At 47.8% G+C, this 12,398-nt stretch carries 15 protein-coding genes and 2 tRNA genes; 2 read left to right on the forward strand and 15 right to left on the reverse strand.

Annotated elements, in window-relative coordinates; genetic code table 11:
* From ACR0QE_RS04020 to ACR0QE_RS04045, 6 genes are all read right to left on the reverse strand, one after another.
* A partial coding sequence (locus ACR0QE_RS04020) for a diacylglycerol/lipid kinase family protein (RefSeq protein ID WP_432627080.1) occupies positions 1 to 924 on the reverse strand: 924 nt, incomplete at its 3' end.
* A 140-nt stretch (positions 925 to 1,064) separates the two neighbouring features.
* Positions 1,065 to 1,718, reverse strand: coding sequence for a phosphatase PAP2 family protein (locus ACR0QE_RS04025; protein ID WP_432627141.1), 654 nt, complete (start codon positions 1,716 to 1,718; stop codon positions 1,065 to 1,067).
* A 226-nt stretch (positions 1,719 to 1,944) separates the two neighbouring features.
* A tRNA-Met gene (locus ACR0QE_RS04030) sits at positions 1,945 to 2,018 on the reverse strand.
* Positions 2,019 to 2,035: 17 nt separating this feature from the next.
* Positions 2,036 to 2,108 (reverse strand) — tRNA-Val (locus ACR0QE_RS04035).
* 97 nt (positions 2,109 to 2,205) lie between these two features.
* Complete coding sequence (locus ACR0QE_RS04040; RefSeq protein ID WP_432627081.1) at positions 2,206 to 3,225, reverse strand: glycosyltransferase family 2 protein; 1,020 nt, start codon at positions 3,223 to 3,225, stop codon at positions 2,206 to 2,208.
* 79 nt (positions 3,226 to 3,304) lie between these two features.
* Entirely contained in the window at positions 3,305 to 4,195 is an 891-nt protein-coding gene (locus ACR0QE_RS04045) for a CPBP family intramembrane glutamic endopeptidase (protein WP_432627082.1), read from the reverse strand.
* 145 nt (positions 4,196 to 4,340) lie between these two features.
* Between ACR0QE_RS04045 and arcC the strand changes: the two genes are divergently transcribed.
* Complete coding sequence (arcC, locus tag ACR0QE_RS04050; RefSeq protein ID WP_432627083.1) at positions 4,341 to 5,279, forward strand: carbamate kinase; 939 nt, start codon at positions 4,341 to 4,343, stop codon at positions 5,277 to 5,279.
* A 107-nt stretch (positions 5,280 to 5,386) separates the two neighbouring features.
* On the opposite strand, the gene ACR0QE_RS04055 is transcribed toward arcC, so the two are convergent.
* The 6 genes from ACR0QE_RS04055 to ACR0QE_RS04080 form a co-directional block, all read right to left on the reverse strand.
* Entirely contained in the window at positions 5,387 to 6,337 is a 951-nt protein-coding gene (locus tag ACR0QE_RS04055; RefSeq protein ID WP_432627084.1) for a TIGR03943 family putative permease subunit, read from the reverse strand.
* A gap of 14 nt (positions 6,338 to 6,351) precedes the next feature.
* On the reverse strand, positions 6,352 to 7,509 hold the full coding sequence (locus ACR0QE_RS04060) for a CobW family GTP-binding protein (RefSeq protein ID WP_432627085.1): 1,158 nt from the start codon (positions 7,507 to 7,509) through the stop codon (positions 6,352 to 6,354).
* Positions 7,510 to 7,603: 94 nt separating this feature from the next.
* The gene (locus ACR0QE_RS04065; protein WP_432627086.1) at positions 7,604 to 8,011 is read right to left on the reverse strand and encodes a metal-dependent transcriptional regulator; all 408 of its coding nucleotides are present in this window, start codon (positions 8,009 to 8,011) and stop codon (positions 7,604 to 7,606) included.
* A 199-nt stretch (positions 8,012 to 8,210) separates the two neighbouring features.
* Complete coding sequence (locus tag ACR0QE_RS04070) at positions 8,211 to 8,480, reverse strand: transcriptional repressor (protein ID WP_432627087.1); 270 nt, start codon at positions 8,478 to 8,480, stop codon at positions 8,211 to 8,213.
* A 355-nt stretch (positions 8,481 to 8,835) separates the two neighbouring features.
* The gene (locus ACR0QE_RS04075) at positions 8,836 to 9,264 is read right to left on the reverse strand and encodes a flavodoxin (protein WP_432627088.1); all 429 of its coding nucleotides are present in this window, start codon (positions 9,262 to 9,264) and stop codon (positions 8,836 to 8,838) included.
* 166 nt (positions 9,265 to 9,430) lie between these two features.
* Complete coding sequence (locus ACR0QE_RS04080) at positions 9,431 to 10,021, reverse strand: DUF3793 family protein (RefSeq protein ID WP_432627089.1); 591 nt, start codon at positions 10,019 to 10,021, stop codon at positions 9,431 to 9,433.
* 487 nt (positions 10,022 to 10,508) lie between these two features.
* Here ACR0QE_RS04080 and ACR0QE_RS04085 point away from each other — a divergent pair, with 487 nt between their 5' ends.
* Positions 10,509 to 11,372, forward strand: a complete 864-nt coding sequence (locus tag ACR0QE_RS04085) for a MerR family transcriptional regulator (RefSeq protein ID WP_432627090.1) — start codon at positions 10,509 to 10,511, stop codon at positions 11,370 to 11,372.
* 121 nt (positions 11,373 to 11,493) lie between these two features.
* Here the strand turns inward: ACR0QE_RS04085 and ACR0QE_RS04090 are convergent, their stop codons facing one another.
* The 3 genes from ACR0QE_RS04090 to ACR0QE_RS04100 all read right to left on the reverse strand — a co-directional run bounded on the left by ACR0QE_RS04090 (position 11,494) and on the right by ACR0QE_RS04100 (position 12,368).
* Positions 11,494 to 11,856: a heavy-metal-associated domain-containing protein gene (locus ACR0QE_RS04090; RefSeq protein ID WP_432627091.1), complete on the reverse strand. Its 363-nt coding sequence runs from the start codon at positions 11,854 to 11,856 to the stop codon at positions 11,494 to 11,496.
* Positions 11,857 to 11,968: 112 nt separating this feature from the next.
* Complete coding sequence (locus ACR0QE_RS04095) at positions 11,969 to 12,133, reverse strand: hypothetical protein (RefSeq protein ID WP_432627092.1); 165 nt, start codon at positions 12,131 to 12,133, stop codon at positions 11,969 to 11,971.
* Between the two features lie 40 nt (positions 12,134 to 12,173).
* The gene (locus tag ACR0QE_RS04100; RefSeq protein ID WP_432627093.1) at positions 12,174 to 12,368 is read right to left on the reverse strand and encodes a hypothetical protein; all 195 of its coding nucleotides are present in this window, start codon (positions 12,366 to 12,368) and stop codon (positions 12,174 to 12,176) included.
* Between the last annotated feature and the right edge of the window lie 30 nt (positions 12,369 to 12,398).

Genomic DNA, 12,398 nt, shown 5'->3' on the forward strand with positions numbered 1-12,398 from the left:
TATGATCATTCTCAACTTTTTCTCCACACACTGAAGGTGGATATCCGTCTGCCAAAGACAACTCTCTCCATCCGTATGAACTGGAAGCGGATGATCCACATGGATCAGAAGTTCCCGGCACTGATAATTGCGCACACCGCGACGTTTTCCTTTCCATCCGAGCATCGCATCCAAAAGTGCGGTAACCAGATCCCGCCTATGCGCATGGTGTACCACCCTCACATCAAGAAGACCATCGTTGTAAGCCGCTTTCGGTGCAACCCGCACCCCACCGCAGTCAAACGGATGAATGTGTGCGGAGATCGTGCAGATATGATTAAACTCAATTCTTCTCGCCCCGTCAAGCACAATATATCCGCGTGTCGGCTTCACCCGAACCAGTTCGATCATCGCAATCAGGAAATATCCCAGACGCCCCGGCCGCAAAGGAGAGATCCCCCTGCGCTTCATAAACTCCAGTCTCTTGTGACAAATCGCCGCATCCAGACCGATTCCGCTGCTGATCAGAAAGCGCCTGTGTACCGGCTCTTCATCTCCATAAGAAAGGATTCCATAATCCATGTAACTGTGATATTTTGGATTTAAAATTTTCTTTAAACAGCGCTCCGGACTTTTCGGAAAGCGAAGACTTCTCGCCAGATCATTTCCCGTTCCGGCAGGAATGTATCCCAAAGTAACTGCACTACAAAAAGAAAGTCCATTTAAAATTTCATTGAATGTTCCATCTCCGCCGACAACAATGATCGTGTGCGGTTCCCGGCTCTCTTCTGTCAGTTGTTGTGTAAATTTTCTAGCGTCTCCCTGTTGTTTTGTGATGTACACTTCATAGTCAATTCCGTACTTTTGGATTTCCTGTTCCAGCCTATTCCATACCCTTTGTCCGAGTCCTCTGCGGGCTCTCGGATTCACGATAAAATAGTACATGAACACCTCCCAGTAATTACTATCCTTTAGTATATCATAAAATTCAGAAAACTCCTAAGAAAATTTCTGTGAATTGAAGAAGGGAACCTCCGAAACGCTTCAGAGACTCCCCTTTTACACATTTTCATTATCTGATTTTATTATCCGATGACTTTCTGGCGCTCAGACTTGTTCTCCGTGTAAACCGGTCCATAGACAAGCGGATACAGGACATATCCCAAAATAAACGCCCCGAGAACATCAATCACCGAATGCTGTTTTAAGAATACGGTTGCCAGACAGATCGAGACCATGAGCACGAAAGAACCTCTGCGAACCCACTTTTTTCCTTTAAGCACCCGGCTGTTGCAGACTGCAAAGTGAACGCCGAGAGAATTGTAGGCGTGAATGCTCGGAAATACATTCGTCGGCGTATCTGCCTCATGAATCTTTTCAACAAGCCAGCAGAAAATATTTTTATCCGGATTTACCGGAACCCTGACATCCGTTCCATTCGGGAAGAACGTACAGATCAGAAGACAGATCGTCATTCCTCCAAACAGAAACGTACAGATCCGGTAATACTCCTCCCTGCTCTTGAAAAAGAAAAAGAGGACGGCACCTGAAACATACACAAACCAGAGCAGATACGGCACAATGAAGTACTCATTAAACGGAATGAGATCGTCTAAGGATGCGTGCGTCACGATGTAATCCCCCGAGACGGTTCTCTCCAGATAATAAAACCACGGCAGATAGATCAAGATATATCCCATCACCCAGACATGCCCATATTTTTTCACCAGATTCTTCAAAAACGCTTTCACTTGTCTTGCCTTTCTGGATTTCTTTCCCAAAACACGAGTCACGCGCAAAAATCCTTTGAAACTTGCCTTCCCTTTGACAATGGGATTTTCGCCTGCTTTCTTCTCAACTTTGACATTTTCGGATTATATCACAACCATTTTACAAGTACAAGGGAGTTTCTGAAAAGTTTAGAAATAAAAAAGCACCTGCTATTCTGCAAGTGCTTTTCAATCGTAGCGGAAGGGAGATTCGAACTCTCGACACTACGGGTATGAACCGTATGCTCTAGCCAACTGAGCTATTCCGCCATGTTTCCAAAAAAGTATGGGGCCTATAGGGCTCGAACCTATGACCCTCTGCTTGTAAGGCAGATGCTCTCCCAGCTGAGCTAAGACCCCATATCGCAGTCTCAAGTGTCTCACTCAAGACTGCTTCCATAGTATAACAATCATTGTGGTAATTGTCAATACTTTTTACACAACTTTTTTAAATAAATTAATTAAATCCAAAGAACTTCTGGCTGATCTTGTATCCGGCGATCGAGACGGTGCGTCCGCTCTTGCCCGGAAGATTCATGCTCTGTCCGAGGAAGCCCCAGCGCAGACGCATGAACAGCGGAAGATCGGTTTTTCTCAGATCCTGCCACAGCTGTTTCTTCTTCTCCATGTTCTCATCTGTCCCGGACTTGATCGCAAGGATCGAGCAGATCGTCATCATAATCTCTAAATAGCGGACCATATAGTGGCGCAGTTTGAAGCTGTTGATTTTTGCCTTCTCATAGCTGTCAAGCATCAGACGGGTCACGCGGATCTGCTGGTCAATTCGGCCGATCATAACCTGCTCATTGACGGACTGGTCAGATCTTCCGATAAAGTAGCGGTAGAAGTTTACATCCAGATAGTAGAACGTCTTCACATAAGGAAGCGGCTGGAACACAAACAGGTTATCTACATAGAACGTGTGCTTCGGAAGCTCCAGCCCGCACTCTCTGAGCATCTCCGTGCGGTAAATGACAGAGTGCATCAGAATGTACTGTCCCAACATGAACACCTTCACATCATTCCATCCGCACAGCTGACGCTTCGGAAGTGCCGTCTTGTACTGCATCACGCGCTTGTGCTTTGCCCCCTGCTTCTCATAGACAAAGTTCGTGATCAGCATATCGAGGGTCTGTTTTCCCATGACAAACTCGCGCAGCGTCTGAAGAACCTGTGCATACGCCTCCTCATTGACCCAGTCATCGCTGTCCACCACTTTGAAATAAATGCCGGTGGCTGCACGGAGTCCCGCATTGACTGCCTCTCCGTGTCCGCCATTCTCCTGATGGATTGCCCGGCAGATACCCGGATATCTCGCCTCATACTCATCCGCAATCTGTGCCGTGTGATCCTTTGTGGAACCGTCATCCACAATCAGGATCTCAACCTCATCTCCCCCCGGAAGCAAGGTATCGATGCAGTGACGCATGTAAGCTTCCGAATTGTAGCATGGAATTGCTATGGATAATAATTTCATAATGTGAATTCCTTTCGTCTTTCATGGGCTAAAAACACTTCTTTTAATTCGATCTCTTAATAGGATCTCTTATCATGTTTCATTTTTGATTTTCTCTGTTTCTTCTGCCCATCTGATAAAATGCGGCTGCCGCGAGAATCCCCCCGGCTGTCGCTGTGGCGGCAATCCCGAAATCAGAGAGGATTCTCTGATCGAGTCCCGCCGCCGTCAAAAAAATTGCTGTCAGATTCGCCGTTGCATGGAACAGCCAGGCGTCCCTCAAGCCACCCTGTTCATAGACGCCTGCAAGAAAAATCCCGACCAGACCGGCATAGATTCCCTGAATCAGGTTTCCATGAAACAAGCCAAAATATACAGCTGAAATCACTGCCGCTCCCGCAAACGGCAGTTCCCGGCGAAGGCTCTCATACGCCATTCCCCTAAAAATCAGTTCCTCTGTGAACGGAATCACGATTCCGGTACAGACGACCTGCATCCAGAGCGCCGGCTGATACAAAAGTTCTGAGGTGCTCTGGTATCCCGCTTTCGGAATCGGAAGAAGCATCAGAACATGATTCAGACAGAGACAGGTTCCAAAACCGGCAAGCAGAATCCAGAAAACAGATTTCCTGCCCCTCCCGTTTTTTCTTTCCGTCTTTCTGTACCAGAGTCTGATTTCCACGGCAGTAAGTCCCGCCGCCAGAGCTGTCAGCGGAAGAATCGCACCCGCAGCCGGATCTGCTTCGCTTATCAGGCTCCATCCCTCCAAAACCAGCCATATCGTCATCTCATACAGCAAAAGAGGTCCAAACATCCGCCCTGCCAGATTCCAAAAACGGCGCATCCACTCCACCTTACGTCCTCCCAAATTTTTTTGCAGATCATGTACCTGCATGCCTGCCTCATCCACCGTTTCCTGTGCCCTGCACCGCAGACGGCAGATTTTTTGTCTCTGCTCACGCCCCACGCAAGCAAAAACAATTTTTGCCACTGCGGTCAGTATACCAAAATTAGTTGCTTTTTTCCAGTAAAAACACTATAATATTCTTATAATTTACGCCGGCAACTTATTTCACTCAATGAATTTATTTATTTTGCAGAACACGCCGGTCAACTCCGCAGAAAGAGGTATGCATATGGCAAAGAAAAGAATCGTCATGGCCCTTGGCCACAACGCACTGGGAACAAATCTTCCGGAGCAGAAGGCTGCAGTCGGCCCTACCGCCCGGGTAATCGCAGATTTTATTCAGAATGGCTGGCAGGTTGCAATCGTACACAGCAACGCTCCGCAGGTTGGCATGATTCATACCGCAATGAATGAGCTGTGCAAGAATCACGTAAGTGAAGGATATACACCCGCTCCGATGTCTGTCTGCTCCGCTATGAGCCAGGGTTATATCGGATACGATCTGCAGAGCGGAATCCGTTCCGAACTGCTCCGCCGCGGCATTTACAAGCCAGTCTCCACCGTCCTGACTCAGGTTATGGTAGACCCTTATGATGAGTCCTTCTATAACCCGATTAAGAAGATCGGACGTTACATGACAAGAGAAGAGGCTGATGCCGAGGAGGCAAAAGGCAACTACGTGACAGAAGTTCCGGGCAAGGGATTCCAGAGAATCGTCTCCTCCCCGAAGCCGGTTGCCATCGTGGAGATCGATGCAATCCGCGCCCTGCTTGATGCAGACCAGATCGTAATCTCCTGCGGAGGCGGCGGTATTCCGGTGCTCGAACAGGGTTCCAACTTAAAGGGCGCAAGCGCCGTAATCGAGAAGGATCTGACGAGTGGACTTCTCGCAAAAGAGGTTGACGCTGATGTCCTGATGCTTGTCACCACCGTAGACAACGTTATGCTCAACTACGGCACCCCGGATCAGAAGCCGATCGACCACATGACCGTCGCTGAGGCCGAGGAATACATCCGCCAGGGTCAGTTTGAGACTGCTTCGATGCTTCCGAAAGTAGAGGCTGCTCTCTCCTTCATCAAGGCAGGAAAGGGACGCAGCGCCATCATCACTTCGATGGAACACGCTCAGGACAGCGTTGGCGGACATGCCGGAACCACAATCGAATAACAACAGCACTGCCCTGTCAGACAAAAACAGGACCGATACGAAATCTCTCGCATCGGTCCTGTTTCTTTTTGTTCTCTTTTTTGTTCGCTTTTTAATCCATCCTTCGATCAGCCGAACTGCACAACATCCTTGATCGGCTCTGCCGGCTCCACGGACTCTGCGTAGAGTACCGGGCCCTCGCCGTCATAATCCTTCCAGAATTCCACTGCCACTTTTGCGCGAACCTTGACCCACTGCTTGGTCTCTAAATTGCGCGCCTCCTTCGCCTTACAAATGTAGCCGAGGAAGGTCATATCCTCCGCACAGCAGGTCATTGCCATACGTCCCGGAACAAAATAGTTTTTCGGGAAATCCGGGGATTTCAGCACCATTCCGGTGAACTCCACAACTTTTCCCACATATCGATCCGGCTTATCCATACAGTCAATATACCAGATTCCGTAGTCCTCCGGCTTGATCTCAATCACCGGTGCATTGACATCATACGGAAGATCCTCCTCCGATACCTCATCAATCTCACCGTTCTCATCCTCAAACACGATCTCACACTTGGTGTTCATGGACTTGAGCAGACGTTTGTAGCGGTCGAGATCCTCAATTCCATCACAGCGGTTGCAGATGATCAGCTCCGAGTTGCGCACCATCGCAGCAAGCAGAGACTTCATGTTCTTCGCATAGATATCGAAGGTCGTCATGTCCACAATCGTGATCTGCTGATAGAGGTTCCAGTCGTTCGGCAGCTTCAGATCATCCTGGTTCCACATACCGTTCCACTCGATCAGAACACGCTCCGGATTGTTAAGAAGCTCAAGCTCCGTCAGACGCTCCGGCGTCATCTCCTCCAGACTGTCCATATAGACAACGGAAGTCCGGGTCTTCTTCAGCAGTTCCTCATCGTACTCGTTCTCTCCCTCCTCGCAGACAATCAGAAGAGTCTTGCCCTCTGCCTGAAAGTAATCCTGCTCCATCGTAAAAGAGAGAAATTCCGTCTTTCCTGCTTCCAGAAATCCGTTAATCAGAAATACCGGCATAATGCCATCGTCAATCGTCGGTCCCATTCGTTACTCCTGTTTTAATTTTTCTTAAATGCCTTATTCAGTTCCTCTTCTTTAAGCTTTGCACCGATTACGCACACTTTTCCAGTGTAATCCGGCGCACCGGTACGGATCTCATACTCCTCCGGTACCAGATCGAAGTAGAACCACTCGCCCTGCTTCTCGCTGTTTGGCAGCATACCCTTTGCTCGCAGAACATCGCCGTAGCCGTTGCCATAAGCGAGCTCGTCAAGGATTGCTTCCAGATCTGCCTTTGTGCACGGAATTGTGGTCTCCATGCCCCAGCTCGTGAATACCTCATCTGCATGATGATGGTGATGATCGTGATGATCGTGACCGCAGCCGCACTCGTCATCATGGTCGTGATGATGCTCATGCTCCTCGTGATCATGGTCATGGTCGTGGTGATCGTGGCCGCAGCCGCACTCGTCGTCATGGTCGTGATGATGATGCTCATGTTCCTCGTGATCATGGTCATGACCGCAGCCACAGCCGCACTCATCGTCATGATCGTGGTGATGATGGTGATGCTCCTCAAACTGAGCCTTTGCCTGCTCCATCAGCTCCTCCATCATCGTATCCGGCTTCTCAATCAGCTCGAGAAGCTGTGCACCGCCAAGCTGCTCCACCGGAGTGGTCACAATCGTAGCGTTCGGGTTCTGCTCGCGAAGCATCTTCACATCTGCCTCTACCTTCTTTGCATCTGCAACATCGGTACGGCTTAAAACGATCGTTCCTGCATTCTCAACCTGGTTGTTGAAGAACTCACCGAAGTTCTTCATGTACATCTTGCACTTGCATGCATCTACAATCGTAACTGCGCTGTTCAGCTTTACTTCCAGATTCTTTGCAACATCACGAACTGCATTCATAACGTCAGAGAGCTTGCCAACGCCTGACGGCTCAATGATCACGCGGTCCGGCTGATACTTGGTCAGAACTTCCTCAAGAGATTTTCCAAAGTCTCCAACCAGAGAACAGCAGATACATCCGGAGTTCATCTCACGGATCTCAATGCCGGAATCCTTCAGGAATCCGCCATCAATGCCGATCTCACCGAACTCGTTCTCAATCAGAACAACCTGCTCACCAGCAATTGCTTCCTTTAAAAGTTTCTTAATAAATGTTGTTTTTCCGGCTCCAAGGAAACCGGAGATAATATCAATCTTTGTCATGATTCTGCCTTCTTTCCAAATGGTTATTTTCTCACAAAATAAGCGGAAAGTCAAGTTTCCGTCTCATTTCGGGTTTCACAGATTTGCTTTTTTGCTACTGTTCCTGCACTGCACCAGATGCAGCTGCTTTTTCTTTCTCTTCTCGCTCAATCATATAGCGGTTGATTCCATCGACAACATCCTGATCCAGAATGTGTTCCATCCGGCACGCATTCGCCTCAGCCTGCTCTTTCGGAACCCCGGTCACCTCCTGCAAAAATGCGGTCAGCAGACGATGACGGCCGTAAACCGCCTCTGCCTTTGCCAGCCCCTCCGGCGTCAATGTGATCCCACCCGACGGCTCCATCTCAATGAATCCGTCCTCTCTGAGTATTCCCATCGCACGGCTGACGCTCGGTTTGCTGAAATTCAGCTCTCTTGCAATATCTATGGAACGAACGGTACCCTTTCGTTCTTTCAAGATCAGTATTGTTTCCAGATAATTTTCTCCTGATTCGTGCATTCAAATCCCTCCCGCATCATACTAGCTATTATCATATACGAATTTTTCCGTTCCGTCTAGTAGTGTAATGAAATAAAAAAGAAACAAAAAGGTTCCTGTACAGCTGTTTGCAAGGCGCGTGAACCGTAACGCAAAAGAAAAACGGAATCTCCGTCACCTCAGAAATTCCGTTTCTTTTCATCCGTATGCGTTCTTTTCCTTATGCAGTTGCAACAGCATTGGTGCAGTCAATACGGTACATATTTTTGCGCTGAATCAGGCCAGCCTCCTCAAGCGTCTTCACCAGGCGGTAAACTGTCGCCATTCCGATTGTCGGATCATGCTTTGCTGCCCGATAATAAATTTCCTTGCAGCAACTGCACTCATCCTGAAGAATAATATCAATCAGCAACTGTCTCTGACTGGTAATTCTGCACCCGTTCTTCTTTAATTCCTGTATAATAAATCCTTTCTTAGCCTCGACAGACATCTTTTACCTCCTTCTTCTCCCTTTTTGTAAATCATCTGCGAATCATTTTCTGTAAATTTGAAAACTTTAGAAACTCTGAAAACTTTTTATTTAAATATTTAAATACTTTGCATTTTCGTGTTTTTATTTGAGACTGATTATCATTTTCATAGTTATCATACGCTAACTCTTTTGAAAAGTCAAGTGGATTTTTTCCGTTTTTTGACATTTTCAAAAAAAATACAAACTGAGAAAAACAGATCAAGAACGCCTTTTTCCATAAAAAAAGAAGCAGACAGACTTCCCCTGCACGTTTCCGCAAGAGAGTCTGACCACTCCTTCTTCCTGTTGATTTTCTTTATTTTTATAGACAAACTTACATATTTGCCAGCTCAGCACCGATTGCCTTGCACTTGTCAAGCGCCTCATCATCCGGAGTCAGATTTGCAATGCAGTCCTCTCCGCCGATTACCTTTGCGCCTGCCTCTTCCATGCGGCTGGTCCAGGTACGGATCCACTCTCCATCACCCCAGTCATAAGAGCCGAACAGGGCGATCGTCTTGCCCGCTGCAAATGCCTCTACCTGAGTCACAAAATCATCCATCTCAGAATCCAGCTCCTCAGCGCCCATAGCGGATGCTCCGAGAGCAAATGCCGGCACATCCTTCAGCGCAGATGCATCTGCGCTTGCCACCTCTACAACATGAGCGGTTGCGCCTGCAGCCTCTGCGCCTTCGCCAACTGCCTCTGCCATTGCCTGAGTATTTCCGGTGCTGCTCCAGTATACTACGTAAACATCCTTCATTTCTGTTCTCTCCTTTTTCTCATTTTCTCTGATCTTTTTCTGATCTTTTGGATTTAATTCTTTTGATTTTTTATTTTTTGTCTGCCTTGCAATATTATCCAGATTTCAGGAAAACTGCACGGCAAACCGTTGATACCATATTTTCCGACACCTTGTGTCCGATCAATCAGGAAACAGCGACCTGCCCAAGCGCGAAACCATTCATGATCTCCCTCATCGCCTGTTCCTTCACCTCATCGTAGACACGAAACGTTCTCTCCGCCTCCTGCGGATTGTGGTAAACTTTCCAGTATCTCGAAGCCAGACTGTTCTGTCCTGCATTCGCGATAAATCCCTCCACATCCTCAAGCGGATATTCGAGAAGAACCCCGAGTTCGTGTGGGAACTCTCCTCCGTTCTGTGCGTACAGCCGGTATCTCTCTCTCAGTCTCTTGAGCACCGAGCCGACGTCAAAACAGGTATATCCATACCGGCACAGAAATCTCCGGATCTTGTCCTGACACAGATGGATCCGCAGGCGGTCAAACCGGTACAAAAACAGGACCTCTTTCACTCCGTCCGAGTACAGCGGCACGCAGACGATTCTGCTCTTCTTGAGATATTCACGGATCTTCAACCAGCTTCCCTGCTTCACGGAAATCAGATTGGAAATCTTGACTCCCTTCAAAACCGGTGCACACTGTGTCACAACCTGAAAGCCCAGCTTTGCCTCCGGCGTGCAGGTATTTAAAAAAGAAAGCATTGTCTCAACCGGCATTTCTCGTCCTCCTGTCCATCTTCGTCTTCCCAGTTCTCCATCCTTATTTTCGGTTTTCAATCTTGTGTCTTCGGTCTTGAATTTTCGATCATCAGTTTTTATCTTTCCCTGACTCGATAAATTCCACCACCAATGAGAGCTGGAAATCTTTGCTCCGTCTGGTTTCCCTTTCCTGTTCGGATGGCTATATGTTAGCATATGCTAACCGTTGAGTCAACGCCCTTATCCGTCACATTTTCTCAGTTGAGAAAATGTCGTCACTATCTGCTCCCGCCACTGTATCATACGGAATTTTCAGTTCAGAAAATTCCTGCCCATATACAGAATACAAGAACCTTACGCTTTCTTAACGTTTTCTTACCTGTATTGATTTTCCGCGGATTTCTTGCTATATGTGATATATGTGCTATTTCATTAAGATTCAAGTCGATGTTCGCAGAGATTTGAAAGATTGAAAAATATTGGAATTATAAAAAGGACTTTTAAGATGATGACTATTGAAGATATAAAAGAAATGCCACAGACAAAATACCGCATCGGGGATGTCGCCGATCTCATCGGAATGAGCCGTGACAGCCTGCGCCACTACGAAAAGCGTGGACTTATCCCTTCCAAGAAAGACGACAATGGATACCGCTATTACACGGACGAAGATCTTCCCCGCCTGATCTCCATTTTATACGAACGAAAAATGGGAATGGGACTCGATGCGATCGCCGTCGGCCTCCATGACTCCCCTCTCGACGAGTCCATGATTGATCGACTTAAAGATCAGCTGATCAGGGAGAAAAATGAGGTTCGCCGCCACCAGCAAGCTATTGCACGGCTCCAGATGAGTTTAGAAGACTATGAACAGGTCGTCCGTCACCGCGGAGAAGTCCTCCTCAATTCTTTTCCCGCTTCCTATGTAATTATCCCGGAAACCAGCTTTTTCGAGGGCATCACTCAGTGGTTCCGTCTTGCCGCCCGCTACCCGGGTCTCGACATGATGTATGTCTACGACACTTACGACTGGAACATGACAGGCAGTCAGATCCAGCTCAACTACAAGAACACGCAGCTGATCCTGAAAAAAGAATTTCGCGATTTCGTGGAATACCCGTTTTCTGAGACCGATACGGCTTCCATCGATTCCTTCCCCTGTCTGTCCTCATTTGCGATTTCCAAGGAAAGGCTTCCTCAGGAAGAGCAGGTCCGCGCTCTCCTCGATTCCGCAAAAGAGCGCGGGCTGACGCCTTCCTCCCATCTCTACTGCACATTCATCGGAAGAAGTGCCCGAAGCGGTCAGACCTTCTTTCACATACAGATGTATCTTCCGGTGGAATCGACCTCCCAAAGCGAAAAAATCTGATCTCTGTCCGTCTCTCATACCTTTTAAAACAAAAAAGACAAGAAGTGGCGGACAGGCGGGTCCCCCATCCCTTCTTGTCTTTTTCAAGTCGACGCTCGCGGAGCATTTTCGTTCTCTTTTCTCACTCTTCCACGGAAGTCACTTCATAACCGGCTCTCTCAATGCGCGCCTTCACTTCTGAAGAATCGATTTTCCGGTCATAGGAGACGATGGCCTCCCCGTGTTTCAAATTGACTTTTGCAGAGGCTCCGTCAATCTTGTTGATCGCCTCCGTCACGCGCTTCACACAGTGCTGACAGGTCATTCCCTTGATATGAACCGTCATTTTTCCGATCACCGGATTCTCCAGTTTCTTGTCCTCTGGCGGAAGATCTCCGGAACCGCCGCCACAGCAGGGGCTTTCCCCCTTCATATGTTTCATGGTTCCCCTCACTGCAAATATCGCAATCGCAAGCAGAACCACAATGATAATCGCATTTGCCATTTTTCTGCCTCTGTTTCTCGTCTTCGATTTCTATTTTTTATATTTGTTTTTATATCTGTTTTGTTTTTATATGCCTGCTCTGCCTTTATAGGGCTTCTGCTCCGGTATCTCTCTATTTTTCAGATCCACCCTGTTCGCCACTCTGGAATTTGCGGTCACGAGCCTGCTCTCTCCATTTCTGGAACATCTTGAATCCACTGTAAATTGCCACACCGGCCACATACAGCACAATAAAGATGAGCACCATATAAAACATGGAACCAGTTGAATTTCCCATCGCCGTCTTCTTTCCTACTTATTTTATATTCGTTTTCCTGCTATCTGTGACTCTTTTTCGGAGCGTGCGAATGGCAGGCTCCTTTGCAGGAAGAACAGCTTCCTCCACAGCCGGAACATCCGCCACCACTTCCGCAGCTTCCTCCGCAGCTGTCACCGAGTACCCCTGTTTTCTTCCAGTAAATAACCAGACCGCAGTAAGCAAGCACAGCTACCATGATAAGAATATCAGCCATTCTGATACACCTCCTTTTTGTGCACAGAAG

The organism is Brotaphodocola sp., assembly GCF_050873065.1.
Lineage (GTDB): Bacteria > Bacillota > Clostridia > Lachnospirales > Lachnospiraceae > Brotaphodocola.

Coding starts and splice junctions, on each gene's coding strand:
- ACR0QE_RS04075 (WP_432627088.1), bottom strand. CDS start 9,264: ATGAAGGATGTTTACGTAGTATACTGGAGCAGCACCGGAAATACTCAG.
- ACR0QE_RS04080 (WP_432627089.1), bottom strand. CDS start 10,021: ATGCCGGTTGAGACAATGCTTTCTTTTTTAAATACCTGCACGCCGGAG.
- ACR0QE_RS04085 (WP_432627090.1), top strand. CDS start 10,509: ATGATGACTATTGAAGATATAAAAGAAATGCCACAGACAAAATACCGC.
- ACR0QE_RS04040 (WP_432627081.1), bottom strand. CDS start 3,225: ATGAAATTATTATCCATAGCAATTCCATGCTACAATTCGGAAGCTTAC.
- ACR0QE_RS04095 (WP_432627092.1), bottom strand. CDS start 12,133: ATGGGAAATTCAACTGGTTCCATGTTTTATATGGTGCTCATCTTTATT.
- ACR0QE_RS04060 (WP_432627085.1), bottom strand. CDS start 7,509: ATGACAAAGATTGATATTATCTCCGGTTTCCTTGGAGCCGGAAAAACA.
- ACR0QE_RS04070 (WP_432627087.1), bottom strand. CDS start 8,480: ATGTCTGTCGAGGCTAAGAAAGGATTTATTATACAGGAATTAAAGAAG.
- ACR0QE_RS04055 (WP_432627084.1), bottom strand. CDS start 6,337: ATGGGACCGACGATTGACGATGGCATTATGCCGGTATTTCTGATTAAC.
- ACR0QE_RS04065 (WP_432627086.1), bottom strand. CDS start 8,011: ATGCACGAATCAGGAGAAAATTATCTGGAAACAATACTGATCTTGAAA.
- ACR0QE_RS04100 (WP_432627093.1), bottom strand. CDS start 12,368: ATGGCTGATATTCTTATCATGGTAGCTGTGCTTGCTTACTGCGGTCTG.
- ACR0QE_RS04090 (WP_432627091.1), bottom strand. CDS start 11,856: ATGGCAAATGCGATTATCATTGTGGTTCTGCTTGCGATTGCGATATTT.
- arcC (WP_432627083.1), top strand. CDS start 4,341: ATGGCAAAGAAAAGAATCGTCATGGCCCTTGGCCACAACGCACTGGGA.